This window comes from Pseudomonas sp. LG1E9, from assembly GCF_003290225.1.
In the GTDB taxonomy this organism is placed as follows: Bacteria; Pseudomonadota; Gammaproteobacteria; order Pseudomonadales; family Pseudomonadaceae; genus Aquipseudomonas; species Aquipseudomonas cyclaminis.
Window position 1 is genome coordinate 5,133,779 of the sequence record NZ_CP029983.1, and the last position, 25,153, is coordinate 5,158,931.

Annotated in this window: 26 protein-coding genes and 1 riboswitch; of the genes, 5 read left to right on the forward strand and 21 right to left on the reverse strand. The window is 61.3% G+C overall.

The window, feature by feature from the left end:
- Nucleotides 1–116 precede the first annotated feature (116 nt).
- Nucleotides 117–1,394, forward strand: a complete 1,278-nt coding sequence (locus DNK50_RS23460) for an OmpP1/FadL family transporter (protein WP_112196383.1) — start codon at nucleotides 117–119, stop codon at nucleotides 1,392–1,394.
- Between the two features lie 65 nt (nucleotides 1,395–1,459).
- Here the strand turns inward: DNK50_RS23460 and DNK50_RS23465 are convergent, their stop codons facing one another.
- From DNK50_RS23465 to DNK50_RS23555, 18 genes are all read right to left on the reverse strand, one after another.
- A complete protein-coding gene (locus tag DNK50_RS23465) occupies nucleotides 1,460–2,011 on the reverse strand; it encodes a glutathione peroxidase (RefSeq protein WP_099584087.1) in 552 nt (183 codons plus the stop codon).
- A 151-nt stretch (nucleotides 2,012–2,162) separates the two neighbouring features.
- Nucleotides 2,163–3,362 (reverse strand): MFS transporter, encoded by a 1,200-nt coding sequence (locus tag DNK50_RS23470; RefSeq protein ID WP_160385062.1) that lies wholly within the window; start codon nucleotides 3,360–3,362, stop codon nucleotides 2,163–2,165.
- A gap of 63 nt (nucleotides 3,363–3,425) precedes the next feature.
- The gene (locus DNK50_RS23475; RefSeq protein WP_099584085.1) at nucleotides 3,426–3,830 is read right to left on the reverse strand and encodes a MarR family winged helix-turn-helix transcriptional regulator; all 405 of its coding nucleotides are present in this window, start codon (nucleotides 3,828–3,830) and stop codon (nucleotides 3,426–3,428) included.
- A 42-nt stretch (nucleotides 3,831–3,872) separates the two neighbouring features.
- A complete protein-coding gene (locus DNK50_RS23480) occupies nucleotides 3,873–4,601 on the reverse strand; it encodes an adenosylcobinamide-GDP ribazoletransferase (RefSeq protein ID WP_112196384.1) in 729 nt (242 codons plus the stop codon).
- A 2-nt stretch (nucleotides 4,602–4,603) separates the two neighbouring features.
- Nucleotides 4,604–5,179: an alpha-ribazole phosphatase family protein gene (cobC, locus tag DNK50_RS23485; RefSeq protein ID WP_112196385.1), complete on the reverse strand. Its 576-nt coding sequence runs from the start codon at nucleotides 5,177–5,179 to the stop codon at nucleotides 4,604–4,606.
- Nucleotides 5,176–6,231 (reverse strand): nicotinate-nucleotide--dimethylbenzimidazole phosphoribosyltransferase, encoded by a 1,056-nt coding sequence (gene cobT, locus DNK50_RS23490; protein ID WP_112196386.1) that lies wholly within the window; start codon nucleotides 6,229–6,231, stop codon nucleotides 5,176–5,178. The genes cobC and cobT overlap by 4 nt, the downstream gene beginning before the upstream one ends.
- Nucleotides 6,228–6,749 carry a bifunctional adenosylcobinamide kinase/adenosylcobinamide-phosphate guanylyltransferase gene (gene cobU / locus DNK50_RS23495; RefSeq protein WP_112196387.1) on the reverse strand — a complete coding sequence of 174 codons (522 nt, stop codon included), beginning with the start codon at nucleotides 6,747–6,749 and terminating at the stop codon, nucleotides 6,228–6,230. The genes cobT and cobU overlap by 4 nt, the downstream gene beginning before the upstream one ends.
- A gap of 415 nt (nucleotides 6,750–7,164) precedes the next feature.
- On the reverse strand, nucleotides 7,165–8,616 hold the full coding sequence (locus DNK50_RS23505; RefSeq protein ID WP_099584080.1) for a cobyric acid synthase: 1,452 nt from the start codon (nucleotides 8,614–8,616) through the stop codon (nucleotides 7,165–7,167).
- The gene (gene cobD, locus DNK50_RS23510) at nucleotides 8,613–9,602 is read right to left on the reverse strand and encodes a threonine-phosphate decarboxylase CobD (RefSeq protein ID WP_112196388.1); all 990 of its coding nucleotides are present in this window, start codon (nucleotides 9,600–9,602) and stop codon (nucleotides 8,613–8,615) included. The genes DNK50_RS23505 and cobD overlap by 4 nt, the downstream gene beginning before the upstream one ends.
- Entirely contained in the window at nucleotides 9,595–10,503 is a 909-nt protein-coding gene (gene cbiB / locus DNK50_RS23515) for an adenosylcobinamide-phosphate synthase CbiB (protein ID WP_099584078.1), read from the reverse strand. The genes cobD and cbiB overlap by 8 nt, the downstream gene beginning before the upstream one ends.
- The gene (gene bluB / locus DNK50_RS23520) at nucleotides 10,500–11,150 is read right to left on the reverse strand and encodes a 5,6-dimethylbenzimidazole synthase (protein WP_099584077.1); all 651 of its coding nucleotides are present in this window, start codon (nucleotides 11,148–11,150) and stop codon (nucleotides 10,500–10,502) included. Before bluB ends, cbiB begins: the two co-directional genes overlap by 4 nt.
- Nucleotides 11,147–12,511 (reverse strand): cobyrinate a,c-diamide synthase, encoded by a 1,365-nt coding sequence (locus DNK50_RS23525; RefSeq protein WP_112196389.1) that lies wholly within the window; start codon nucleotides 12,509–12,511, stop codon nucleotides 11,147–11,149. The genes bluB and DNK50_RS23525 overlap by 4 nt, the downstream gene beginning before the upstream one ends.
- Nucleotides 12,508–13,119 carry a cob(I)yrinic acid a,c-diamide adenosyltransferase gene (gene cobO, locus DNK50_RS23530; RefSeq protein ID WP_112196390.1) on the reverse strand — a complete coding sequence of 204 codons (612 nt, stop codon included), beginning with the start codon at nucleotides 13,117–13,119 and terminating at the stop codon, nucleotides 12,508–12,510. Before cobO ends, DNK50_RS23525 begins: the two co-directional genes overlap by 4 nt.
- A 78-nt stretch (nucleotides 13,120–13,197) precedes the next feature.
- A riboswitch (cobalamin riboswitch) is annotated at nucleotides 13,198–13,451 on the reverse strand.
- 47 nt (nucleotides 13,452–13,498) lie between these two features.
- The gene (locus DNK50_RS23535) at nucleotides 13,499–14,035 is read right to left on the reverse strand and encodes a C40 family peptidase (protein WP_112196391.1); all 537 of its coding nucleotides are present in this window, start codon (nucleotides 14,033–14,035) and stop codon (nucleotides 13,499–13,501) included.
- Between the two features lie 144 nt (nucleotides 14,036–14,179).
- Entirely contained in the window at nucleotides 14,180–14,824 is a 645-nt protein-coding gene (locus DNK50_RS23540) for a C40 family peptidase (RefSeq protein ID WP_099584073.1), read from the reverse strand.
- Between the two features lie 213 nt (nucleotides 14,825–15,037).
- Nucleotides 15,038–15,742, reverse strand: coding sequence for a DnaA regulatory inactivator Hda (gene hda / locus DNK50_RS23545; protein ID WP_099584072.1), 705 nt, complete (start codon nucleotides 15,740–15,742; stop codon nucleotides 15,038–15,040).
- A gap of 203 nt (nucleotides 15,743–15,945) precedes the next feature.
- Nucleotides 15,946–17,019 (reverse strand): AI-2E family transporter, encoded by a 1,074-nt coding sequence (locus tag DNK50_RS23550; protein ID WP_112196392.1) that lies wholly within the window; start codon nucleotides 17,017–17,019, stop codon nucleotides 15,946–15,948.
- Between the two features lie 35 nt (nucleotides 17,020–17,054).
- On the reverse strand, nucleotides 17,055–18,095 hold the full coding sequence (locus DNK50_RS23555; protein ID WP_112196393.1) for a DUF2066 domain-containing protein: 1,041 nt from the start codon (nucleotides 18,093–18,095) through the stop codon (nucleotides 17,055–17,057).
- Between the two features lie 343 nt (nucleotides 18,096–18,438).
- On the opposite strand from DNK50_RS23555, the gene purM reads away from it, so the two are divergent.
- From purM to DNK50_RS23575, 4 genes are all read left to right on the forward strand, one after another.
- The gene (gene purM, locus DNK50_RS23560; RefSeq protein WP_017527563.1) at nucleotides 18,439–19,497 is read left to right on the forward strand and encodes a phosphoribosylformylglycinamidine cyclo-ligase; all 1,059 of its coding nucleotides are present in this window, start codon (nucleotides 18,439–18,441) and stop codon (nucleotides 19,495–19,497) included.
- Nucleotides 19,497–20,147: a phosphoribosylglycinamide formyltransferase gene (gene purN, locus DNK50_RS23565; protein ID WP_099584070.1), complete on the forward strand. Its 651-nt coding sequence runs from the start codon at nucleotides 19,497–19,499 to the stop codon at nucleotides 20,145–20,147. The genes purM and purN overlap by 1 nt, the downstream gene beginning before the upstream one ends.
- Before the next feature lie 8 nt (nucleotides 20,148–20,155).
- Nucleotides 20,156–20,869 carry a DUF3108 domain-containing protein gene (locus DNK50_RS23570; RefSeq protein ID WP_112196394.1) on the forward strand — a complete coding sequence of 238 codons (714 nt, stop codon included), beginning with the start codon at nucleotides 20,156–20,158 and terminating at the stop codon, nucleotides 20,867–20,869.
- 278 nt (nucleotides 20,870–21,147) lie between these two features.
- A complete protein-coding gene (locus DNK50_RS23575) occupies nucleotides 21,148–21,336 on the forward strand; it encodes a hypothetical protein (protein WP_003175379.1) in 189 nt (62 codons plus the stop codon).
- A gap of 99 nt (nucleotides 21,337–21,435) precedes the next feature.
- On the opposite strand, the gene DNK50_RS23580 is transcribed toward DNK50_RS23575, so the two are convergent.
- The 3 genes from DNK50_RS23580 to relA are packed head-to-tail and all read right to left on the reverse strand — an operon-like array spanning nucleotide 21,436 to nucleotide 25,083.
- Nucleotides 21,436–21,981: a DUF2058 domain-containing protein gene (locus DNK50_RS23580; protein ID WP_099584068.1), complete on the reverse strand. Its 546-nt coding sequence runs from the start codon at nucleotides 21,979–21,981 to the stop codon at nucleotides 21,436–21,438.
- A gap of 25 nt (nucleotides 21,982–22,006) precedes the next feature.
- Nucleotides 22,007–22,840, reverse strand: coding sequence for a nucleoside triphosphate pyrophosphohydrolase (gene mazG, locus DNK50_RS23585; protein WP_112196395.1), 834 nt, complete (start codon nucleotides 22,838–22,840; stop codon nucleotides 22,007–22,009).
- Complete coding sequence (gene relA / locus DNK50_RS23590; protein ID WP_099584066.1) at nucleotides 22,840–25,083, reverse strand: GTP diphosphokinase; 2,244 nt, start codon at nucleotides 25,081–25,083, stop codon at nucleotides 22,840–22,842. Before relA ends, mazG begins: the two co-directional genes overlap by 1 nt.
- Nucleotides 25,084–25,153 lie beyond the last annotated feature (70 nt).

Here is a 25,153-nt window from a genome sequence, read left to right on the forward strand (position 1 = left end):
CTGAATTTTGGTCGGATTGTCCTACAAAACCGCTCTATCTCCTACATTACAGCCTATAGCGCGATGTTAATTTTATTGGTACTTTCCGCAGCGGTGATCACCACGGAGTTCTAATAATGAAAAAAGTAATGCTCAAGACCACACTTAGCCTCGCCGTTGCCATGGCATCCTCCCAACTGTTCGCGAGCGGTTTCGCACTGAACGAACAGAGCGTCAGCGGGATGGGTACGGGTTTCGCAGGTCGCTCTTCTTCTGCCGATGATGCAAGCACTGTTTACGGTAACCCTGCCGGTATGTCTCGCCTTAATGGCCAGCAGATCACGGGCGGTGTTGCGGCGATTGATGCATCGACCAATATCAAAGATGCGAATGGCCTTCCAGGCGGCTCCAACAAAGGCGACATGGTTCCGTTCACCGCGGTGCCCTTCGGCTTCTACACCAACAAACTCAACGATCAGTGGGCCATCGGCTTTGGTGTGTATGCACCATTCGGCCTGGTGACCGACTATGAAAACGGCTTCCAAGGCCGTGGTTTCGGCAGCAAGAGCGAAGTGAAGGTCATGACCTTCCAGCCAACTGTCAGCTATGCGTTCAACGACAGGGTATCTATCGGTTTTGGCCCTACCATCAACCGGATTTCCGGTGTGCTGGAGTCGGACAAGACCCTGAGCCTCACGCAGCCCGACACCAACGTCAAAATCAAAGGCGACGACACTGCGATCGGCTTCAACGTAGGTGTTTTGGTCCAGGCCACCGACACCACCCGCGTGGGCCTGACCTACCACTCCAAGGTCAAGTACAAGCTTGAAGGCCACACCGAGGTGTCCGGCCCTCCTTTGACCCAGGGCTTCCTGAGAAACAACCGTTACGACGCCTCGTTGAAAATCGAAACGCCGGAATCCTACGATCTGTCGGTCACTCAAGACCTGACCGATGCCTGGAAACTGTACGGCGGTGCGACCTGGACACGCTGGAGCCGTCTGAAAGAGATCACCGTCAACAACGAGGGTGTGACTGCGGCAAACGGTGGTGCCTTGGCCCCAACCCGTATCAGCAGCATCACCGAAGAGCAGAACTGGCACGACACCTGGGCTTACGCCGTGGGTACTTCGTACCAGTTGACCAAGCAGGTTGTACTGCGTACCGGCCTGACCTTCGATCAGTCGCCCACCAATAACAAAGATCGCTCGCCACGTATTCCTACCGGCGACCGTACAATCTTCAGTGTTGGCCTGGGCTACAAAGTGATGGATAACATGACGGTAGACTTGGCTTACTCCTACCTCAAGGAAGAAGACGTCAAGGTCAATAACACGTCTGCGCCGTTCAACTACAGCGCCAAATACGAAAACAGTGCCAACGGTTTCGGCCTGGGCATGACCTACACCTTCTAATTCAGACAGGTGTAAAAAAGCCCCGCTCTCCTGCACAGGAGGCGGGGCTTTTTAGTGACCGACGTTCAGGGCTTGGACGCTATCGCCGCCTCAACGGCCTTGATCAGCTCCGGGCTGTCCGGCTTGGTCAGGCTGGAAAAATCGCCGATCACCTTACCCTGGCGATCCACCACATACTTGTAGAAATTCCACTTCGGCGCATTGCTTTGCTGCGCCAACACCTTGAACAGATTCACCGCGTCCGGCCCCTTGACCTTCTGCGGTTCCGTCATGGTGAAGGTTACCCCGTAGTTCACGTAGCAGACCTTAGCGGTCTCCTCGCCGGTCTTGGCTTCCTGCTTGAAGTCATCGGACGGCACGCCGATTACTTCCAGCCCTTGATCCTTGTAGCGCTGATACAAGGCTTCGAGACCTTTGAACTGCGGCGCGAACCCACAGAAACTCGCGGTATTGACGATGACCAGAGGTTTACCGGCAAAACGCTGACACAGGTCGATGGACTCCTTGGCGCGCAGTTTGGGCAATTGGCCTTCAAGCAAAGGCGGGCAATCGGCAGCCAGCGCCACACCACCAAAAGCCGCCATCAGCACAGGTACAGCCAGCCAGCGCATCTGCATGTCGAAACGTCCTTTCTAGAGTTCAGGGATCGAACTTAACAGATCGACATACCCAGTTGCATCAATGCCAGCCCACCGCGTTGCCAGCCCCACCATGCCAGTATCAGCAGGATCAGCCCCCCAGTGATCAATAAACCCCGTGCTGTCAGGCTCATGCCGCCTCCATTTGCGCCTGCAAACGCGCCACCGGCCGCTCGCGAACCGGCCAATTGAGGGCGGCTGCGAGCAGGCTCAACACAATGGCACCCTGCCAGATCACATCGTAGTTACCGGTTCGATCATAGACCACCCCGCCCAACCAGCCGCCGAGGAACGAACCGATCTGATGGAACAGGAACACAATCCCACCGAGCATCGAAAGATTTCGCACACCAAACAAGGTGGCTACGGTGCCGTTGGTCAGCGGCACGGTGGACAACCACAATAAGCCCATCGCCATGCCGAACAGATAGGCGCTGATTTGCGTCACCGGCGCCCACAGGAACAGCACAATCACCAACGCGCGCAGCAGGTACAACCCGGTCAGCAAGCGCGGCTTGGACATGCGCCCACCCAACCAACCGGCGGTGTAGGTGCCGACGATATTGAACAGGCCAATCAACGCCAGCACCGTGGTGCCCGTGCTGGCCGGCAAGTGCTGATCGACCAGATAGGCCGGCAGGTGCACACCGATAAACACCACCTGGAAACCACAGACGAAAAAGCCAAAGGCCAGCAACCAGAATCCGGAATGTCCGCAGGCTTCGTGCAAGGCCTCGCGCAGGGTTTGCTGCCCGGCCAGCACCGGCAGCGGCCGGTCCTTGAGCATGCTGACCAGCGGCAGGATCAACGCGACCATCAGGCCCAACGCAAGCAGCGCCGCCGACCAGCCCAGCCAACTGATCAAGCCCAAGGTGCCAGGCACCATCGCGAACTGGCCGAACGAACCGGCGGCACTGGCGATGCCCATGGCCATGCTGCGTTTTTCCGGCGCCACGGCACGCCCGACAACGCCCAGAATCACCGAAAACGAGGTGCCGGACAGACCGATACCAATCAGCAGGCCAGCGCTCAGCGAAAGCGACCACGCGGAATCGGACAAGCCCATCAACACGAGGCCCACGGCGTACAGTACCCCGCCGACAAAGACCACTTTGGTCGCGCCGAAACGGTCGGCCAACGCGCCGGCAAATGGCTGCGCCAGGCCCCAGATCAGGTTTTGCAGCGCGATTGCCAAGGCGAAGGTGCCTCGGCCCCAACCAAACTCGCTGCTCATCGGCGCCAGGAACAGGCCGAACCCGTGTCGAACGCCCAGCGACAACGCCAGGATCAGCGCACTCCCTACAAGGATCCAACCACTGGTGCGCCACATCGAGGTCATTTCTTATTCTCCGCTCGCGGGTATATACCCGCTTGTGTTCGAACAAACTCACCGTCAGGCGAGTTCATCCAGCAAGGCCAACAAGGTTTCGCGTTTATCCGCGCCGAGTTGATCGATCAATTTCTGTTGCGCCGCTTCCCAGGCCGGCAAGGCGGCGGCCAGCCGTTCTGCACCGGCGTCGGTCAGCAACACCAAGCGATTGCGCAAATCATTGCCCTCGACCAACTGCACCAGCCCTTCGCACTCCAACACCCGCAAATTACGCCCCAGGGTGCTGCGATCCAGGCCCATGGCATCCGCCAGGCTTGAGATGCTCGGCTGATCGAGACGCTGCAAGTTGCACAGTAAAGAATACTGGGCAACGTTGATCCCGAAGCCGTCGAGGGCGCCGTCGTAATGCCTGCTGACGCCACGGGCGGCACGTCGCAGGTTGGTGCATAAACATTGGGAGGCAAGCATGGAACGTGTATATACCCGCGATTATGGAAATGCAAGAAAGTGTTACAGCGCCAGGCCGACCAGTACGACGACTTCCAGCAGCTCCAACAAGGCCCCTGCAGTGTCGCCTGTGGTGCCGCCGAGGCGATTGACCATCAACTGGCGCAGGCCCATGAAGCAGATCGCCGCCAACAGCACCGCAACCCCACCGCTGAAACCTGCGATAAGAATGCAGGCCAGCCCACTGAGGATCAGCACCTGTTGGCCGACAAGCCGAGGTAAGTGATCCGACAATGCCTGACCCAATCCACCTGCACGTACGTAACGTGTGGTCAGAAACAACGCCAGCATCGACGCCCGCCCGATCAGCGGCGCCAGAATCAGTGCAGCGCCGTTGTGCTGTTCGATCAAGGCCACCAGTGCCGTGAACTTGAGCAGCAACACCAAGCCCAGGGTGACCACCGCAATCGGCCCGCTGCGCGGGTCTTTCATGATGGTAAGGGTGCGCTCACGGTCGCCGAAACCACCGAGCCAGGCGTCCGCGCTGTCCGCGAGGCCGTCCAAGTGCAAGCCGCCGCTGAGCAGCACCCAGGCCGTCAGCAGCAGTGCGGCATGCAGCAACAGCGGCGCGCCCGTCAGCACCGTATTCAGCCCCCACAGCAACAGCCCGAACAGCAACCCGACCACCGGATAGAACAGCAACGAGCGCCCCAGCTCCTGAGGTTGCGGCATACCCGGCAACCGAATCGGCAAACTGCTGAGAAATTGCAGCGCGATCCAGAACGGCAGCATCGTCAGATTCCTTCCTTCAACACGCCATCGGCGCAGACCTGCAAGCTGAACAGGCCACCATGGCCGACTTCGACATTCAGCAATTGTTCGCGAGGCAAACCTCGGGCCTGGGCCAGCAGCAAACGCATCACCCCGCCGTGACTGATCAACAGCACCCGCTCACCGGCATAAGCCTGATGCAAGCGTGAGACGGCGGCTAAAACCCGTTCGGAAAAATCCCTGACCGGCTCGCCTTCGGGTGGCGTGAAGCTGTAGGGGTCGGCCCAGAACAGGCCCAGACCTTCGGCGTCGGTTTCCATCAACGCCGCCGCGCTCTGCCCTTCCCAGGCGCCGAAGTGCAACTCTTGCAGGTCCTTTTCCAGACTTACCGGCACCTTCAGCCGCGCCCCCAACTCATCAGCGAACTGCGCGCAGCGTTGCAGCGGCGAACTGACCAGCCGGTCCCAAGGCCCCTGCGCAACCACGGCGGCGCGCATCTGCTCCCAGCCCTTGACGGTGAGTGCATCGTCCAGGCTACCGCGCAGGCCGCCGCCAAGCTCGGTTTCGCCGTGGCGCAGCAGGTCCAGGTGCAAGGTCATGCCGGACGATCTGCCACGGCCGCCTCGGCAAACGTCGCCATCTGCCCGTGCAGCGCACACGCCAGGCGCAACAACGGCACAGACAATGCGGCGCCGCTGCCTTCGCCCAGCCGCAGGCCCAGTTCCAGCAAAGGCTGTGCATCAAGGCTTTGCAACACATGACGATGGCCGGGCTCGGCGCCACGATGGCCGAACAGCAGCCAGTCGCGGCAGCCCGGATTAAGGCGCGTAGCCACCAGCGCGGCGACCGTGCAGATAAACCCGTCCACCAACACCACCACGCCTTCCTGGGCACACGCCAGATAAGCCCCTACCAACGCGCCAATCTCAAAGCCGCCCAGGTTGAACAGCGTGTCCAGCGCATCACCGCGCTGCGTGGCATGCAACGCCAATGCACGCTCGATCACGGCAACTTTGTGGCTGACACCTGCGGCGTCAAGCCCGGTACCGGGGCCCGTCAGGTCACTGACCTGGCAGTCGAGCAACGCACACGCCAACGCACTGGCGGCGGTGGTGTTGCCGATGCCCATCTCGCCGCCGATAAACAACTGCGTACCGCTTTCACGGGCACGCAAAACGCTGTCGCGACCCGCTTGCAGCGCCAGTCGGCCTTGGGCACTGGTCATGGCCGGGCCATTGACGAAGTTGGCAGTGCCCGCGCCGAGATTCAAATGACGCACGCCCGGCAGGCTCAGCGACGGGTTGACCGTACCGAGGTCGACCACTTCCAACTGCGCCTCCAACTGCCGCGCCAAGACACTGATCGCCGCGCCGCCGGCGACAAAGTTATGCAGCATCTGCCCGGTCACTTCCTGGGGAAACGCCGACACACCTTCGGCAACCACACCATGGTCGCCGGCAAAAATGGCAATCCACAGCTGATCAACCGTCGGTTTGACCTGCCCCTGCAAACCGGCCAATTGCACCGCCAGCGCTTCCAACTGGCCTAGGGAACCGGCCGGCTTGGTCAACTGCTGCTGGCGCGCCAGGGCCTGTTCGTACGCCGAGGCGTCAATCGCCTTACAAGGGTTGAGCCACCAAGTGTCAGTCATAACGCAGTACCTTTCAAAGTCAGGGGCAGGCCGGCAACGGTCAGGACAACACGCTGACATCGCTCGGCCAAGGCTTGATGCAGCCAACCGGCTTCATCCACATAGCGGCGAGTCAATTCGCCCAGCGGCACGACACCCATTCCGGTCTCGTTGCTGACAAAAATGATTTCCCCCGGCAGCGAAGCCAGGGTTTGCAACAGCTCATCGCGCTCGAACGCCAGGCGCTCGGCGTCGTCGAGCATCAGCAGATTGGTCAGCCACAGGGTCAGGCAATCCACCAACAGGCAGCGGTCGGCGGCGGCATTCTCACGCAGCACGCGCGCCAGCTCGACGGGCTCTTCGATCAAGCCCCAGTCATCAGGACGACGCTCGCGATGCAAGGCAACGCGGGCATTCATCTCGCCATCAAGCGGTTGGCTGGTGGCGATATAAATAACCGGCAACGCACTATCAACTGCAAGCCTCTCAGCCAGTCGGCTCTTACCGGAGCGAGCACCGCCCAAAATCAGCTGAAGCATGAGACACCCCCAATCCACCCACCAAACCACCCACCAACCCACGATGCGAAGCGAGTCGCTCTTGATCTGGCTTTTGATCTGAGATCGCCCCGTAAACCACGCTGGCCGAACGCGGGCTTGAATCCGTGGGTAACCCGGCAGGACGCCGGGTTAGCCGCGCTGGGCCATGGATGGCCCATCGCGGCGGCCCACGGATTCAAGCCTGCGTTCGGGCACACCGAGCCTGAGCGAGGTGCCGAGTGGTGGGGCGAAGGCCTTTTGCTTACTTTTGGCTGGGCCGGCTTCCGGCCTTTCCAAAAGTGAGCCGCTGTAAGAGCGGAACCATAAGCGGCCGTTACCGCAGCAATGGATATGTACACCGAAAGACCGCTATCGGGGGCAAGCCCCCTCCCACATTTGGACCGTGAGTACACCATTAAACCCCACACAGTTTGCGCAACAAATCGGTGTCCAAGTGGTTCTCCACCAGATCCGCCAGGCGCTCGATATCGCGCTCGCGCAGGGCGTGGTAGTCAACCTCCTGCACATCCGGCAACCCGGCCCAACGCAGCAACGCACTGCAGGCCGCCGGGGTCTCGAACAAGCCGTGCAGATACGTGCCGAGAATCTGCCCGTCAGCACTCAAAGCCCCATCACTGCGCCCATCGTCCAGCCTCACTGCCGCATGAGACAACGCATCGCCCGACGTCACCCCCGCATGAATCTCATACCCACTGACCTCTGCATCCTCCAGCACCAACCGCCCACGCACATTGCGCAACTGCTTCTCCTCTTCCAGGGTCGTGCTGAACGCCAGTAACCCCAGCCCATCACTAGACCCGGCGCCCCCCTCCAACCCCAGCGGGTCATGCACCTGCTCACCCAACATCTGCAACCCGCCGCAAATCCCCAGCACCTTGCCGCCATAGCGCAAGTGCCGCGCCACGGCCGTATCCCAGCCATTGGCACGCAGATACGCCAAGTCACTGCGCACACTTTTGGAGCCCGGCAAGATAATCAGGTCGGCAGCAGGGATCGCCTGACCCGGCCCGACAAACTGCAAATCCACCTGGGGATGCAGGCGCAACGGGTCAAAGTCGGTGTGATTGCTGATGCGCGGCAATACCGGCACCACCACCTTGAGCACCTGCGCCACTTTGTCGATCTGGCGTTGGTCAATACCGTCTTCGGCTTCCAGGTGCAGGTCCATCACGTAAGGCAACACACCCACCACCGGCTTGCCGGTGCGCGCTTCCAGCCAATCAAGGCCCGGTTGCAGCAGCGCGATATCGCCACGAAAGCGGTTGATGATGAAGCCCTTGACCCGCGCCTGTTCACTGGGGGAAAGCAACTCAAGGGTGCCGACCAGATGGGCAAACACACCGCCGCGATTGATGTCGGCGATCAGCAGCACCGGGCAGTCCACCGCTTCGGCGAAGCCCATGTTGGCGATGTCGTTGGCGCGCAGATTGATCTCTGCCGGGGAGCCCGCGCCTTCCACCATCACCACCGGGTAGGCTTGGCTCAAACGTGCGTGGGAGGCGAGCACCGCCTGCATGGCGATGGCTTTGTAGTCGTGATAGGCCACGGCGTTCATGGTGGTCACGGCGCGGCCATGGATGATCACTTGGGAGCCAGTGTCGCTATTGGGCTTGAGCAGCACCGGGTTCATGTCGGTGTGGGGCGCCAGGTTGGCCGCTTGCGCCTGCACCGCCTGGGCGCGGCCGATCTCGCCGCCTTCGGCCGTCACGGCACTGTTGAGCGCCATGTTCTGGGGTTTGAAGGGCGCCACGGCGATGCCTTGGCGCACCAGCCAGCGGCACAGCGCAGTCACCAGGGTACTTTTACCGGCGTCGGACGTGGTGCCCTGCACCATCAGCGTACTCATGAAGCGTCCTTATAGGCGGCCAGGGCGGCGTCGAGGCGCAACCAATCGGCTTCGGTGTCGGGCAGGCCGAAGCGCAGGCTGCTGTCGTGGACGAACAGCCGCAGCAGGATGCCGCGCTGGGCCATGAATTCGTGCATGCGTTCAGCGTGGGGTGTGATCAGCCATTGGAATAACGCGCAGCCGCCTTGGGGCTGAAAGCTGTGGTGCTCAAGCAGTGTGAACAAACGCTGGCCAGCCTCGACGCAACGCGCCCGCTGGCGCGCATGCCCGGCGGTGTCGCGCAAACACACCTGCCCCAGCACCCGCGTCGGCCCGCTTACGGCCCACGGGCCGACCTGTTCAGCAAGTAACTTGAGCAACTTGCGTTCGGCCAGCACAAAGCCCAGACGCACACCGGCCAGGCCGAAGAACTTGCCGAACGAACGCAACACAATAAGGCCGACCTGATGGGCCTGGCCCGCCAGGCTCAACTCCGGCGTCACGTCCATAAACGCCTCGTCCACCACCAGCCAGCCGCCGCGCTGGGCCAGCCGCGTGTGCCAGTCCAGCAGACGCTGGGGCGTCAGGCTCTGGCCCGTGGGATTGTTGGGGTTGACCACCACCAAAACGTCGAGGCCGTCGAGGAAGAAGTCGACTTCCTGCTCCTGCACTTCGCGCACCACATACCCGGCGCGGCGCCAGGCTTCGGCATGCTCGGCGTAGCACGGCGACAGCACGCCGACCTTGCCGGACCGGCGCAGGCGCGGCAGCAACTGGATCGCCGCCTGGGAACCGGCCACCGGCAATAAATGCGCGGCCCCGTAGTATTCGCTGGCGGCCTGCTCCAAGCCGTCGTCCGTCTCTGGCAACCGCGCCCAGGCCCGCAGGGGAATCTCCGGGATCGGCCAGGGCCAGGGCGCGAGGCCGCTGGACAGGTCGAGCCAATCGGCCTCGGGGATCCCGTATTGAATGGACGCCTTGCGCAGTCGGCCACCGTGTTCAAGCATAGAATTGCGCCCCCGCACATAGGATCAGCAGCCATAACCATACGCCGCGCTGCACCAGTTGCCAGCCTCGGTCGATGGAATCGGCATCCGCCGCCGGACCTTCGCCCAGTTGCGGGCGCTGGTGCACTTCGCCGTGATAGATGGCAGCGCCGCCCAATTCAACACCCAAGGCGCCTGCGCCGGCAGCCATCACTGGCCCGGCGTTGGGGCTGTCCCAGGTCGGACCTTGGGTGCGCCAGCATTTGAGGGCCAGGCGGGTGTTGCCAAGTACGGCGTAGGTCAACGCCACCAAGCGTGCAGGAATGTAGTTGAGCGCGTCGTCGATTTTCGCTGCGGCCCAGCCGAAGCGCTCGAAGCGTTCATTGCGATAGCCCCACATGGCGTCGAGGGTGTTGCTTAGGCGGTAGAGCACCACGCCCGGCACGCCCGCGACGACAAACCAGAAAATCGCGGCGAACACCGCGTCGCTGCCGTTTTCCAGCACCGACTCGGTGGCGGCGCGGGCGACTTCGGTGCGGTCCAACTCGCTGGTCTGGCGGCTCACCAGGTAGCTGACCCGTGTGCGCGCTTCATCCAGGTCATCGCTGCGCAACGCCTGGGCCACCGGGATTACATGTTCGCCGAGGCTGCGCATGCCGAGGGCGCAGTACAGCGCCAGGATCTCCAGCACCCAACCGATATAGGGCGCCCACGACAACGCGGTGGCCAGCAGGGTCAACGGCACCACGGCGATAAACCACGCGGTCACGCCGTGGCTGCGCCAGCCACGACCACCACTGTTGAAACGCTGCTCGATGCGCCCGGCGAAATTGCCGAACGCCACCAGCGGATGCCAGCGCCTGGGCTCGCCCAACAGCGCATCCAGCGCCACTGCAGCGACACACAGCAAGGCCACACTCATTGACTCACTCCCCACGTATTCTCATACAACATGTCACTCAGCGGACGCGGTTCGGTCCAGCCTTCGAGCTGCAACATCGGTGCCGGATAGAACTCGGCGACCGGCCCCAGGCACAACACGGCCAGGGGTTTGGCGCCGGGCGGCAGGCCCAGCAGATTGGCCAGGGCCTGGGGTTCGAACAACGACACCCAGCCCATGCCCAGGCCTTCCACACGGGCCGCCAGCCACAGGTTCTGGATCGCACAGGACAGCGAAGCCATGTCCATTTCCGGTAAGGTGCGCCGGCCGAAGATATGGCGCTCGCGATCATCCATCAGCGCCGCCACCAGTACTTCGGCACAGTCATTGATGCCCTCGACCTTGAGTTTCATAAACTCGTCGGAGCGCTCGCCGAGGGCCTCGGCGGTACGCACACGTTCTTCTTCGACCAGTTGCTGGATCTCCCCGCGCAGGTGACGGTTGCTGATGCGGATAAAACGCCACGGCTGCATCAGGCCCACACTCGGGGCCTGGTGCGCGGCCTGGAGCAGGCGGTGGAGCAACTCTGGGGCGACGGTGCCGCCGCTGAAATGGCGCATGTCGCGACGCTCGGCGATAGCGCGGTAGACGGCATCGCGGTCGGCCTCGGGGAAGGCGTTGTCGGTCATGGCTTCATCGGGGGCAAGTCGAATCGTCGCACCGCCCCTCCCACATTTCGGATGCATTCCCCTGTGAGAGGCAAAAACAATGCGGCCACCGCAAGCGGGTTCGACGGAAAGTAAAAGTGCACGTAGGAAGCCGTCATGCGCCCTTGTCGGTAAACCGCTTCGGCGCCGCGCCCTCCATTGGGGCTCAGGCCGCGAGCAATCGGTTCCCACGCGGTCGTGGTCAACGAATGGTGATAGGTATGCCCGCGCAATGTGCCTTCCGGCAAGTCGACACTTTGCAGGGCCAGTGCCGCCAATTTTTTCTGCATCACCGCATCACCCTGCAACAAGCCAAGCAGTTCGGCGCGGTGGCCATCGACGTCGGTGAGCGAGTCCAGCAGGTAGAGCATGCCGCCGCACTCAGCAAGCAACGGCTTGCCCGCCGCGTGGTGCGCGCGAATGGCGTCGAGCATCGGGGTATTTTCAGACAGCGCCTGGTGGTGCAATTCAGGGTAGCCGCCGGGCAGATAGAGACTGTCGGCGTCAGGCAACGCGTGGTCATGGATCGGCGAGAAAAACGTCAGTTCAGCGCCCATCGCCCGCAACAGGTCGAGGCTGGCGCCGTAGGTAAAGGCGAAGGCTTCGTCGCGGGCCACGGCAATGCGGACACCGGCCAACAGCGGCTCGGCGTCGATCACTTCAGGCGCGGCGAAGGTAACGGGCGGCGGCAAGGCGACTTCGCAACTGCTGCCCAAGGCTTGGGCGGCGGCATCCAGCCGTGCATCGAGGTCATTCAGTTCGCTGGCTTGCACCAGACCCAGATGACGGCTCGGCAGCTCGATTCCGGTCTCGCGGGACAGTGCGCCATACCAGCGCAGGCCTTCGGTGAGACTGCCTTCAAGCAACTGCGCATGGCGCAACGTGCCGACGCGGTTGGCCAGCACGCCGGCGAACGGCAGATCCGGCTGGTAGCGCGCCAGGCCCAGTGCCAGGGCCCCAAAGGTCTGGGCCATGGCGGTGCCATCAATCACGCCCAGCACCGGCACGCCGAAGTGGCGCGCCAGGTCGGCGCTGGAGGGCGTGCCGTCGAACAGGCCCATCACGCCTTCGATCAGGATCAGGTCGGCCTCCCCCGCTGCTTCCCACAGCAGGCGGCGACTTTCCTGTTCACCCACCATCCACATGTCCAATTGATACACCGGTGCACCGCTGGCGCGCTCATGGATCATCGGATCGAGGAAGTCCGGGCCGCATTTGAACACACGCACCTTGCGCCCCAGGTTGCGGTGCAAACGCGCCAGCGCAGCGGTGACGGTGGTTTTGCCCTGGCCGGACGCCGGTGCGGCGATCAATACGGCTGGGCAATGACGGGGCTGATTCAAAGTTCGACGCCCTTCTGTGCCTTGATACCGGCCTGGAATGCGTGCTTGAGCATGCCCATTTCGGTGACGGTGTCGCCCATCTCGATCAGTTCCGGCTTGGCGCCACGGCCGGTGACCACCACGTGTTGCATCGGCGGGCGGGCTTGCAGGTCGCTGAGCACTTGGTCCAGGTCGAGGTAGCCGTGCTTGAGGGCGATGTTCAGTTCGTCCAGCACCACCAGGCCAATGGCTGGGTCTTGCAGCAGCTCGCGGGACACCGCCCAGGCAGCTTCGGCGGCGGCGATATCGCGCTGGCGGTCCTGGGTTTCCCAGGTAAAACCTTCGCCCATGACATGGAAGCGCACTTGCTCGGGGAAGCGGCGGAAGAACAACTCTTCACCTGTGCTGTTGCGCCCCTTGATGAACTGCACCACGCCGCACTGCATGCCATGGCCCATGGCGCGCGCGAGCATGCCAAACGCCGAGCTGCTCTTGCCTTTGCCGTTGCCGGTAAGTACCAGCAGCAAGCCGCATTCGTTGGGGGAATTGGCAATGCGCTCGTCGATCACGGCTTTTTTGCGCAGCATGCGCGCCAGGTGGCGTTCGTCGCGGTCGGGGGTATAGGTCATGGCAGCTCTCCGTTGGGGCTGGACAAAAACGGCGGGCAGGAAAAAGAAAAAACAGACAGCCAAGCATCGCCCACCGTGATGCTGTTGAATGATCCAGGCCGGTCTCCGGGCTCATGAGTGGCGCTGCTCTTATAGAGAGCACACAGGCCAACGCTGCGCCTTCCCATATCGCGAGCGATACAGTGGCAAAAGCAGCGTCTTGACTCATTTACCGTTGCGGGGGCAGCGCCGGAATTGCGGCGGCGCTGTGTACAAGCGCGCTCACTCACCGGCTTCCCTGTTTCACTCCGTCGACCCATGGGTCACAGAGCACCTGGAACAAGCGGCGAAGGTTAGTGGGTTGAGGGGCTAGCTGCAAGCTTCAAGCTTGCAGCTGCTTTTAAGGATTGCGCGCCAGATTCCCCGGCAACACACGCTTGGCGCTCAGGTAGGCATTCTGCCAATACGCCTTGGACAAGGTATCCAGCTTCACCGTACCGCCGGTTTGCGGCGCATGGACAAAACGGCCTTCGCCCACGTAGATCCCGGCATGACTGACCTGCGAACCACCGCCGGTGGCGAAGAACAGCAGGTCGCCGGTTTGCAGGTTCTGCTCGCTCACGTCCTGGGCGCGCATCACGATCAGTTCGCGGGTGGTGCGCGGCAGGGAAATCCCGGCGGCGTCGCGAAACACAAAGCCGATCAGGCCGCTGCAATCAAAGCCCGAGTCCGGCGTGTTGCCGCCCCAGCGATAAGGCGTGCCGACCAGGCCCAGCGCACGGAAGAGCACGTCTTCGGCAGCAGGTGAGAAATTCTGGGTGGAGTAGTTGAACACCGGCTTGGGCTTGACCGCGACAGGAGCGGGCGGTGGACGGCTGGCGCAAGCGCTGAGCAGCGCGGCGCACACGAGGAGAACAAGGCGGGCTGACGTCGACATGTGCAAAACAATCCTGGTCTGGATGCGGCTTTCGCTGCCGAACGCTGAAAACCAGAACGCGCAAGCAAAGCTCGCGCGAACGGATTACAACAATGTCCAGGGATTCTAGCGCTTACACGTCAAACTTCAAGTATCACTTTAAGTTTACTTGCTAGCGGTAACTGTCGTCGGGGCCATGGCGAGTGCACGCTTGGCTTCGATGAAGGTTTTGCTCCAGTAGCTGTCGCCCAGGCTGTCGACTCGAACACCGCCACTGCGACGGCTGCTGGAGTGGATGAACTGGTTATCGCCCAGGTAGATACCGGCGTGGCTGACACGACCACGGCCTGCAGTACTGAAGAAAAGCAGATCACCGGGCTTGAGGTTGTTGCGCGCGACCAACGGTGCTTTCACGTTGATCATTTCGCGAGTGGAGCGTGGCAGGTTCATGCCAGCCTCTTCACGAAACAGATAACCGATGAAACCGCTGCAATCGAAACCGGCTTCAGAGGTACCGCCGAAACGGTAACGGGTACCGATCAGGGACATGCCACGTTCGAGGATGCTGTCGGCCAGAACTGGAAGCTGATAAGGCTTGTTGCCGGAGAAGTCGGCCAGTTCTTTCTCGGTTGCCTGCTCTTCTTTATAAAGAGCTTCCTGATAGACAGTGGAAGACTGCGCTGCAACGAATTTTGCCTGGGCATGTTGTTGAGGCTTTTGCTGCTCAACCACCTGTTGAGGATGGGAGGCGCAACCAAACAACAGGGTAACGAGTGCGAGAGGCACGAGGGGTGCGAAGCGATTTAGCATGGGCACGACCGTGGCTGATGTGTAAAGAAGCCGAGACTATGCCCTCTATCACATCGATTTGCAAATTCAATCGTGATCTATGTGACTTCTTGTTTGGACTATGACATCTAAGCCCTTAACACCCTATAGACGCCTTTCGCGTGGCCAAACCGGCCCAAACGCGGGTTTTCTGACGCCTGGAATTTGCCAAAACCCTTGAAAACAAAGGGCTGGCTACCAGCCTAGGGTTTCTTTGAGGAACGGGATGGTCAGCTTGCGCTGGGCCTGCAAGGAGGCCTGATCGAGCTGTTCGAGCAAGTCGAACAGCGCACTCATGCTGCGAGTGCCACGGGTGAGGATAAAGTGCCCGACTTCGTCGGTGAGGTGCAGGCCGCGACGGGAGGCACGCAATTGCAGGGCGCGCAATTTATCTTCGTCGGACAGCGGGCGCATCTGGAAGATCAGCGCCAGGGTCAGGCGCGACTTGAGGTCAGCCAGCTTGACGGGCAACTCGCGCGGCGAGGTGGAGGCAGCGATCAACAAACGCCGACCGCTGTCACGCAAGCGGTTGAACAGATGAAACAGCGCCTCTTCCCAATCGGCCTTGCCGGCAATCGCCTGAAGGTCATCCAGGCACACCAGTTCGTATTGCTCAAGGTTATCGAAGATGCCGATGCCGCGATCCATCAACTCAGCCAAGGGCAGGTACACCGCCGGCTCGCCGATCTGCTCGAAGCGCAGGCAAGCGGCCTGCAACAGGTGGGTACGCCCCACGCCGTGCTTGCCCCACAGATAGATCAGGCTTTCAGTCCACCCGGCGTCGGCTTCGCAGAGCCGCTCGACATAGCCGAGTGCAGCGGCATTGGCGCCTGGGTAGTAATTGATAAAGGTGGCGTCATCACGCAGACGCACACCTAAGGGCAGCTGAATCGGTTTCATGCTGACTGAACGGCTCCCATCGAACCGCTAGTGGCCTCTGTGTAAAGTTTGCAAAGTTTATACCCGTGACGCCGGGTGCACAATGCAGCAGACCACAAGCAAAATCAAAGGTTTGCGTTAACTTGCCGGTTTTACGCGGATTGTTTGACGCCACCACCCCATAAACAACAAACCCGGCCGGAGCCGGGTTTGTGACGCAGCGGTTACAGGTCGGGGTCTTCGACGCCCGTGTACACATCCGAATCCTTGTACAGATCGTGCATATGGCGCACCAGCACCATGATCACCGCGGCCACAGGCAATGCCAGCAAGATGCCAGTAAAGCCAAACAGCTCGCCGCCCGCCAGGATCGCAAAGATCACCGCAACCGGGTGCAGCCCGATCCGATCCCCCACCAGCAACGGCGTCAGCACCATGCCTTCAAGGGCCTGGCCGACCATGAACACCGCAATAATCCCGAGCATCGGGTACAGGTCGCCGCCAAATTGGAACAGACCAGCTACCAGCGCCGCACCGATACCAATCACAAAGCCCATATAAGGAACAATGGCAGCCAGACCAGCGATCAAGCCAATCAACAGGCCCAGCTCCAGCCCGATGGCCATCAGGCCTGCGGCGTAGATAACCCCCAGGGCCAACATCACCAACAACTGGCCACGCACGAATGCACCCAGCACTTCATGGCATTCACCGGCCAGGGACACGATGCGCTCCTCACGATCACGCGGCAGCAGGCTACGAATCTTGGCCATCATGATGTCCCAGTCGCGTAGCAGGTAGAACGCAACCACAGGAATCAGCACCAGGTTGGTCAACCAGCCGATCAATGCCAGGCTCGACGCCGTGGCCTGACTGAGGATCACACCGACGATATCGGTGGTTTGCCCCATATGCTCGCTGATCGCCGCCTTGACCTTGTCGAACTTCCAGAAACCGTCCGATAGCCCCAACTTGGCCTGGGCCCACGGCATTGCCGTGTGCTGCAACCAGTCGAGCATCTGCGGCGCCAGCTCATAGAGGCGAAACAGTTGTTTGGCCAGCATCGGCACCAGCACCAGCACCAGCGCGGTGATGATCAAGGTGAACAGCGCAAACACTGCCACTACGCCCAAGGTCCGCGACAGGCCGGCTTTTTCCAGGCGATCCACCACCGGATCGAACAGATAGGCCAGCAACAACGCAACCAGGAACGGCGTCAGGATCGAATGCAGCAAGAACACAAAAACGCACAGCAGGACGATCCCGCCAAGCCACACCCAACGACGCGTATCCGCCATAAACCACTCCATTGCTTCTATATAAGGAAGAACTGTTACCAACGAAAACGCAGTTGTGCCTGAGGCTCAGGGGCGCCAGCCGGTTGCGCGCCTTCAACGACCGGCTGCGCGGCCTGCGCCTCACCCGCAGGAATCTCCTGCAACTTGGCCAGGCTCAACTGGGTACGCAACTGATCGGCGCTGCCATTGACCCGGTACACAATGCGATTGCCATCAACCAGCTGCGGCTGACCACCAAACGGCTCCAGCAGATGACCCAGCGCGGCATAACGCTCCAGGGTCATCCCCTGCACCTCCAGCAATTGTTCGGTGCTCACGCCCGGCTTGACCGCAAAACGCGGCGCCAGTTTTTGACTGACCGCCAGCATCACGGCATCGGCGACCGCGCCGGTGTCGGCGCCCTGCACAGTGCCCTGATCGCTCTTCTCACCCAGCCAGAGACGCCATTTGGCCTGCCATTGATTGCCTTCCTGACGTGCGTGCACGGCGAGCAAGGCATCAGCGCCATAGCGCTCGGACGCGGCGCGCAACGGCGTGGCGTCAGCGCTCTCCAGGTTCGGCGCCGTGGCGACGACCTGTTCATCCAGATCCCCCAGCGGCAGACGCAACGGCAAGCCACGGTGTTGCGCGGCACGCCGCAGCGCCTGGGCAACGGTCTGGCCATCCCCCACCAGACTGCTGCCTTCGGTGGAATCGTTCAGCCACCAGCCGAGGATCGACGGCCGATTGCTACCCCAGATCGACAGGCCCGCATCACGCAGCGCACGGTCAGTGGTGACGGGGTCGAAGTCCACTTGCAAGCTCTCGGGCGGGCCGGCGTCGTAGCCGTACTGAGTGATGATTTGCTGCGGATCCTTGCGAATCGCCGCCAGGCCTGCGCCATCGGCGGCCTTGGCGTCGCCGGTCAGGCGGATCACCAGGGTCTGCACAGCGCGCTGGGTCGCCTGATCGCGCTCTTGGGGCGATTGGCTGGTGACGGGTTCAAGTACTTGATACAGGCCATTGAGGGTTTCGGCATGACTCGCCAGGCTGACCAACGACAAGCAGCCCACAAAGAAGAATTTACACAGACGCATGGAAGATTCCCGAACGACAAATTTAGCGGCTGGAACAGACCGCGTGAACTCGGTTTGCCATGGCTGTGACCACGGCGACCGGCAAAACATTCACAGGGTCCTGGTAAGTTTTCATGCTGTCATAACGATAGCGGGTTCAAGGCTATACCTTAATACGCGCCACGGCTGAGGCGATTAGCATTTTTTTAACCTATATGGCCCTGCCCGTCGGCCCGAGGATGGCCGCTGCCCCTCAAGCCTGATAAAATCGCGCGCCTTCGCAGACCGTCCCCGGCCGGGCCTTTTACCAAAAGCGCCTGCCCGCTCGGTCGTTACCCCTGAATCCCCCCTAAAGGCCTGGATCATGAGCAAGCAACCCTCCCTGAGCTACAAGGACGCCGGTGTAGACATCGACGCCGGTGAAGCATTGGTCGAACGCATCAAGAGCGTCGCCAAGCGCACTGCGCGCCCCGAAGTCATGGGCGGCCTGGGCGGTTTTGGCGCCCTCTGCGAAATCCCGGCCGGCTACAAGCAGCCTGTTCTGGTGTCCGGCACCGACGGCGTGGGCACCAAGCTGCGCCTGGCGCTGAACCTGAACAAGCACGACAGCATCGGCATTGACCTGGTTGCCATGTGCGTCAACGACCTGGTGGTATGCGGCGCCGAGCCGTTGTTCTTCCTCGACTACTACGCCACCGGCAAGCTCAACGTCGAAACCGCTACCCAGGTGGTTACCGGTATTGGCGCGGGTTGCGAACTGTCGGGTTGCTCCCTGGTCGGCGGCGAAACCGCTGAAATGCCAGGCATGTACGAAGGCGAAGACTACGACCTGGCCGGTTTCTGCGTTGGCGTTGTCGAGAAAGCCGACATCATCGACGGCTCCAAAGTGGCTGCCGGCGACGCCCTGCTTGCCCTGCCGTCCTCCGGCCCGCACTCCAACGGCTACTCGCTGATCCGCAAGATCATCGAAGTGTCCGGCGCCGACATCGAGAACATCCAACTCGACGGCAAGCCGCTGACCGACCTGCTGATGGCCCCGACCCGCATCTACGTCAAGCCACTGCTCAAGCTGATCAAGGACACCGGCGCGGTGAAGGCCATGGCCCACATCACCGGCGGCGGCCTGCTGGACAACATCCCGCGCGTGCTGCCAAAAGGCGCCCAGGCGATTGTCGACGTGGCCAGCTGGCAGCGTCCTGCGGTCTTCGACTGGCTGCAAGAGAAAGGCAACGTCAACGAAACCGAAATGCACCGCGTGCTCAACTGCGGCGTGGGCATGGTGATCTGCGTGGCGCAAGAGCACGTGGAAACCGCGCTGAACGTCCTGCGTGAAGCCGGCGAGCAGCCTTGGGTCATCGGTCAGATCGCCACCGCTGCCGAAGGCGCGGCCCAGGTTGAACTGAAGAACCTCAAGGCTCATTGATGTCCCAGACCTGTGATGTCGTGGTGCTGCTCTCCGGCACCGGCAGTAACTTGCAGGCCCTGATCGACAGCACGCGCACCGGCGACAGCCCGGTGCGCATCGCGGCGGTGATCTCCAACCGCAGCGACGCCTACGGCCTGCAACGCGCCAGGGACGCGGGTATCGATACCCGCTCGCTGGATCACAAGGCTTTCGAGGGCCGCGAGGCCTTCGACAGCGCCTTGATCGAACTCATCGACGCCTTCAACCCCAAACTCGTGGTACTGGCCGGTTTCATGCGCATCCTCAGCGCTGATTTCGTACGGCATTACGACGGGCGCCTGCTCAATATCCACCCTTCCCTGCTGCCCAAATACAAAGGCATGCACACCCATCAGCGCGCCCTCGACGCCGGTGACAGCGAGCATGGTTGCAGCGTGCACTTTGTGACCGAGGAACTCGATGGCGGGCCTCTGGTCGTACAGGCAGTGGTTCCGGTAGAGTCTGACGACTCGGCGCAGACACTTGCGCAACGGGTTCATACCCAGGAACACAGGATTTACCCGCTGGCTGTGCGCTGGTTTGCCGAAGGGCGGTTGATTCTCGGTGACCAGGGTGCATTATTGGACGGTCAGTTACTCGCGGCCAGCGGCCACTTGATTCGAACCTAGGAGATTTTATGCGTCGCGCCTTGCTCTTCGCTTTTGCGCTGTTCGCCTTGCCTGCCGTGCAAGCGGCAGACCTTCACCCCTTCTCCGTCAGCTACACCGCCGACTGGAAACAGTTGCCCATGAGTGGTTCGGCTGAACGCAGCCTGGCCAAGAATGGCGATGGTACCTGGACCTTGAACTTCAAGGCTTCCATGATGATCGCCAGCCTCACCGAAACCAGCGTGATCCTGTTTGACAAGGACGCCCTGCAACCGAAGAGCTACACCTTCGAGCGCGGCGGCCTGGGCAAGGCGAAGAAGATCAACCTGGACTTCGACCAGACCGCCAAGAAAGTCACCGGCTTTGAAAACAAAGACCCGGTCAACGTGCCCCTGCAAAGCGGCATGCTCGACAAGTCGACCTACCAGTTGGCATTGCAACGCGATGTGGCGGCCGGCAAGAAGAGCATGAGCTACAACGTGGTGGAAGGCACCGACGTCGACACCTACGACTTCCGCGTGATCGGCCCGGAAAAGGTCCAGACCAAAGTAGGCTCCATCGACGCGATCAAGGTCGAGCGCGTGCGTGACCCGACCCAAAGCAAGCGCATCACCCAGATGTGGTTTGCCAAGGACCAGGGCGGCATCCTGGTTGCCCTGCGCCAGGTTGAGACTGACGGCAAGGAGTACAACATCATGCTGCAGGACGGTACCGTTGACGGCAAGGCTGTCAAAGGCAACTGATTGCGCGGATGAGCTGAACGGGAGCCTCGCTGAATGCGGGGCTTTTTTTCGCCTGGTGGTTTTGCCTTGAAGCTTCTGGCGCTATCGGGGGCAAGCCCCCTCCCACATTCGACCGCATTCTCAAGTGTGGGAGGGGCTAGTACATTTCTTCAAAGCCTGACATCAACATGAAACTTCTGTCATAAACCGCTAAAGCGGTTTACTTAGCAAGCTAACAAATCGTATAAAAAACGCCTGCGACGACTTGCCGCAGACCCACCAGAGATTGGAGCAAGCAGATGACTGTAAAAGTAACTGAACGCGACGACGAACATATGTCCCACGAAGCCTTGGGCCATGGGATTCACATCTGGGATGTACACCAACAAGACCTGCTGGTCGGCATGTTTCACAACGAGAGCGATGCTCATAATTATAAAAACGAGCTTGAATCGCTTGAGATGAAACGCCAGGCACAAAGCTCCTGAAACACTGAAATCCCGCAGGCACCCGGCCCCACACAGCAGCTGGAGTGCCTGCAAACAAAAACCCCGCCTGTTAAGTGCGGGGTTTGTTGTTTTACAGCCTTACCACATCAGATCATCGGGGATCTGGTAGGCCGCGTATGGATCGTCTTCATCCGGCACCTGGCTTTCGGTGAGGATGTTGAGCTGCACGATACGCTCCGGTGCGCGCTCCTGGATCTTCAGCGCCGCTTCGCGCGGGATCACCTCGTAGCCGCCACCGTGGTGCACGATCGCCAGGGAGCCGTTGCTCAGCTTGTTGCGCATCAGCGTGTTGACCGACAGGCGCTTGACCTTCTTGTCATCCACAAAGTTGTAGTAGTCCTCGGTGGTCAGCTTGGGCAGGCGCGAGGTTTCGATCAATTGCTTGACCTGGGCCGTGCGGGCCTTGGCCTCGGCTTTTTCCTGCTGCTGGCGGTTCAGTTCCTGGTCGCGCTTGACCTTCTCGGCGTGCGCCGCAATGGCCAGGCGAGCCTGGGTGTCATCCGCCTCGATCTGGCCTTTGTGGACCAGGCGCTGCTGCTTCTGTTTCTCTTTGCCGACCTGTTTGGCCTGCTTTTGGTTGACCAGACCTGCTTTGAGCAACTGGTCGCGAAGGGAAAGGCTCATGGTGCTTACTCACTTAGGCAACTGCTCAACCGCAGCTGGACACATTCTTTTCCTGACGTTTGGCTTCGCCCCACAGGGCGTCCAACTCTTCGAGGGTGCAATCTTCTATGGGACGACGGGTGTCGCGCAATGCCTGTTCGATAAATCGGAAACGTCGTTCGAACTTGGCATTGGCGCCACGCAGCGCGGTTTCCGGGTCGACCTTGAGGTGACGGGCCAGGTTGACCGCCGCAAACAGCAGGTCACCGACTTCATCGGCAATGGCCACCGAGTTGTTATCGGCCATGGCTTCGAGCACTTCATCCAGCTCTTCGCGCACGTTGTCCACCACCGGCAACGCCGATGGCCAGTCGAAACCAACCTGGCTGGCGCGCTTTTGCAACTTGGCGGCACGGGATAAGGACGGCAGCGCGGTGGGCACATCATCGAGCAGGGACAGTTGCTCCGGCGCGTCGGATTTTTCCGCGCGCTCCTCGGCCTTGATCTGCTCCCAGCGTTCCTTGACCTGCTCTTCGCTCAACTGCGGGGTATCCAGCGGCGCGTACAGATCGCCGCTGGGAAACACGTGAGGATGGCGTCGGATCAGCTTGCGCGTGATGCTGTCGATCACTCCGGCAAATTCGAAACGCCCTTCTTCCCGCGCCAGCTGGCTGTAATACACCACCTGGAACAACAGGTCGCCCAGCTCACCTTGCAGGTGATCGAAGTCGCCGCGCTCGATGGCGTCAGCCACTTCATACGCTTCTTCCAGCGTGTGCGGGACGATGGTCGCGTAGGTTTGCTTGATGTCCCACGGGCACCCGTATTTCGGGTCCCGCAGGCGGCTCATCAAGTGCAGCAGGTCTTCCAGCGAATACATCATGGTGTGCGGTTACGCCGTGTCTCGATGATGTTCGGCAACTGGGAAATCCGCCCCAGCAACCGGCCCAATGCGTCCAATCCCGGAATCTCGATGGTCAGGGACATCAATGCGGTGTTGTCCTCTTTGTTCGAGCGGGTGTTGACCGCCAGCACGTTGATCCGCTCGTTGAGCAGCACTTGCGACACGTCTCGCAGCAAGCCGGAACGGTCGTAGGCGCGGATGATGATGTCCACCGGGTACGTGAGCACCGGCACCGGGCCCCAACTGACCTGGATAATCCGCTCCGGCTCGCGCCCGCCCAGTTGCAGCACCGAGGCGCAGTCCTGGCGGTGAATGCTGACGCCACGGCCTTGGGTGATGTAGCCGACGATGGCGTCGCCGGGCAACGGTTGGCAGCAACCGGCGATTTGCGTCAGCAGGTTGCCCACGCCCTGGATCTGGATATCGCCGCGCTTGCCGGGCTTATAGCCGGTGGCTTTGCGCGGGATCAGCTCAAGCTGTTCGTTGCCGCGTTCCGGCTCGACCAGTTGCTGGGCCAGGTTGACCAGTTGCGCCAGGCGCAGGTCGCCAGCCCCGAGGGCGGCGAACATGTCTTCGGCGATCTTCATGTTGGCTTTTTCGGCCAGCTTGTCGAAGTCCACCTGAGGCAGGCCCAGGCGGCCCAGTTCGCGTTCGAGCAGGGTCTTGCCGGCAGCGACGTTCTGGTCCCGCGCCTGCAACTTGAACCAATGGACGATCTTCGCCCGCGCCCGCGAGGTGGTGATGTAGCCCAGGTTCGGGTTCAGCCAGTCGCGGCTCGGCGTGCCGTGCTTGCTGGTGATGATCTCGACCTGTTCACCGGTCTGCAGGCTGTAGTTGAGCGGCACGATGCGCCCGTTGATCTTGGCGCCACGGCAGTTGTGGCCGATCTCGGTGTGCACGCGGTAGGCGAAGTCCAGGGGCGTGGAGCCTTTGGGCAAGTCGATGGCGTGGCCGTCAGGGGTGAAGATGTAGACCCGGTCCGGCTCGATATCCACCCGCAGTTGTTCGGCCAGGCCGCCGATGTCGCCGAGTTCTTCGTGCCATTCCAGCACTTGGCGCAGCCAGGAGATTTTCTCTTCGTACTGGTTGGACCCGGCCTTGACGTCGGTGCCCTTGTAGCGCCAGTGCGCGCACACGCCCAGCTCTGCTTCTTCGTGCATGGCATGGGTGCGGATCTGCACTTCGAGCACCTTGCCCTCGGGGCCGATCACCGCCGTGTGCAGCGAGCGATAGCCGTTTTCCTTGGGGTTCGCGATGTAGTCGTCGAACTCCTTGGGAATGTGCCGCCACAGGGTGTGGACGATGCCCAGCGCGGTGTAGCAGTCGCGCATTTCCGGCACCAGCACGCGCACCGCACGCACGTCATAGATCTGGCTGAAGGCCAGGCCCTTGCGCTGCATTTTGCGCCAGATGGAATAGATGTGCTTGGCGCGGCCGCTGATGTCGGCGTCGACACCGGTGGCCTGCAACTCGGCGCGCAGCTGGCCCATCACGTCGCTGATAAAGCGCTCACGGTCGAGCCGCCGCTCATGCAGCAACGTGGCAATCTGTTTGTATTGATCAGGTTCCAGGTAGCGGAAGGACAAGTCCTCCAACTCCCATTTGATATGACCGATGCCCAGGCGGTGGGCCAACGGCGCGTAGATGTCAAAGACTTCGCGGGCGACGCGGTTGCGTTTCTCGTCGTCGGCGGTTTTCACAGCACGGATTGCGCAGGTGCGTTCGGCCAGTTTGATCAGAGCGACGCGCACGTCGTCGACCATGGCGACCAGCATCTTGCGCAGGTTCTCGACCTGGCCCTGAGTGCCCAGCACCATGGACTGACGCGGGCTGAGGCTGGCGCTGATGGCGGCCATACGCAGCACGCCGTCGATCAGTTTGGCTACCACCGCGCCGAAACGCTGGCTGACGGTCGGCAACTGGATGTGCCCTTCACGCACGCCGCGATAGAGCACGGCGGCGATCAGCGAATCCTGGTCCAGCTTGAGATCGGCAAGGATCTCGGCGATCTCCAACCCGGTGCGAAAGCTGGAAGTGCCTTCGGCCCACAGGTTCTTGGCCGCATTGTCTTGCTGCTCAGACTCGCGAGCGAACTCGCAGGCTGCTTTCAAGGCTTCACGGTCCAGTGCCGGGTCGACACTGATGGCATGATCCAGCCATGCCTCCAGGTTGATACTGCCGTCAGTGTTGATCGGCTGGTGTGCTCTCACCTGTACCATCTTGCTTACCTTCCCTACGACGCACCTTGGATGCGCCAAAAATCATGCCGACCTTTTGCTGCAAACTCCC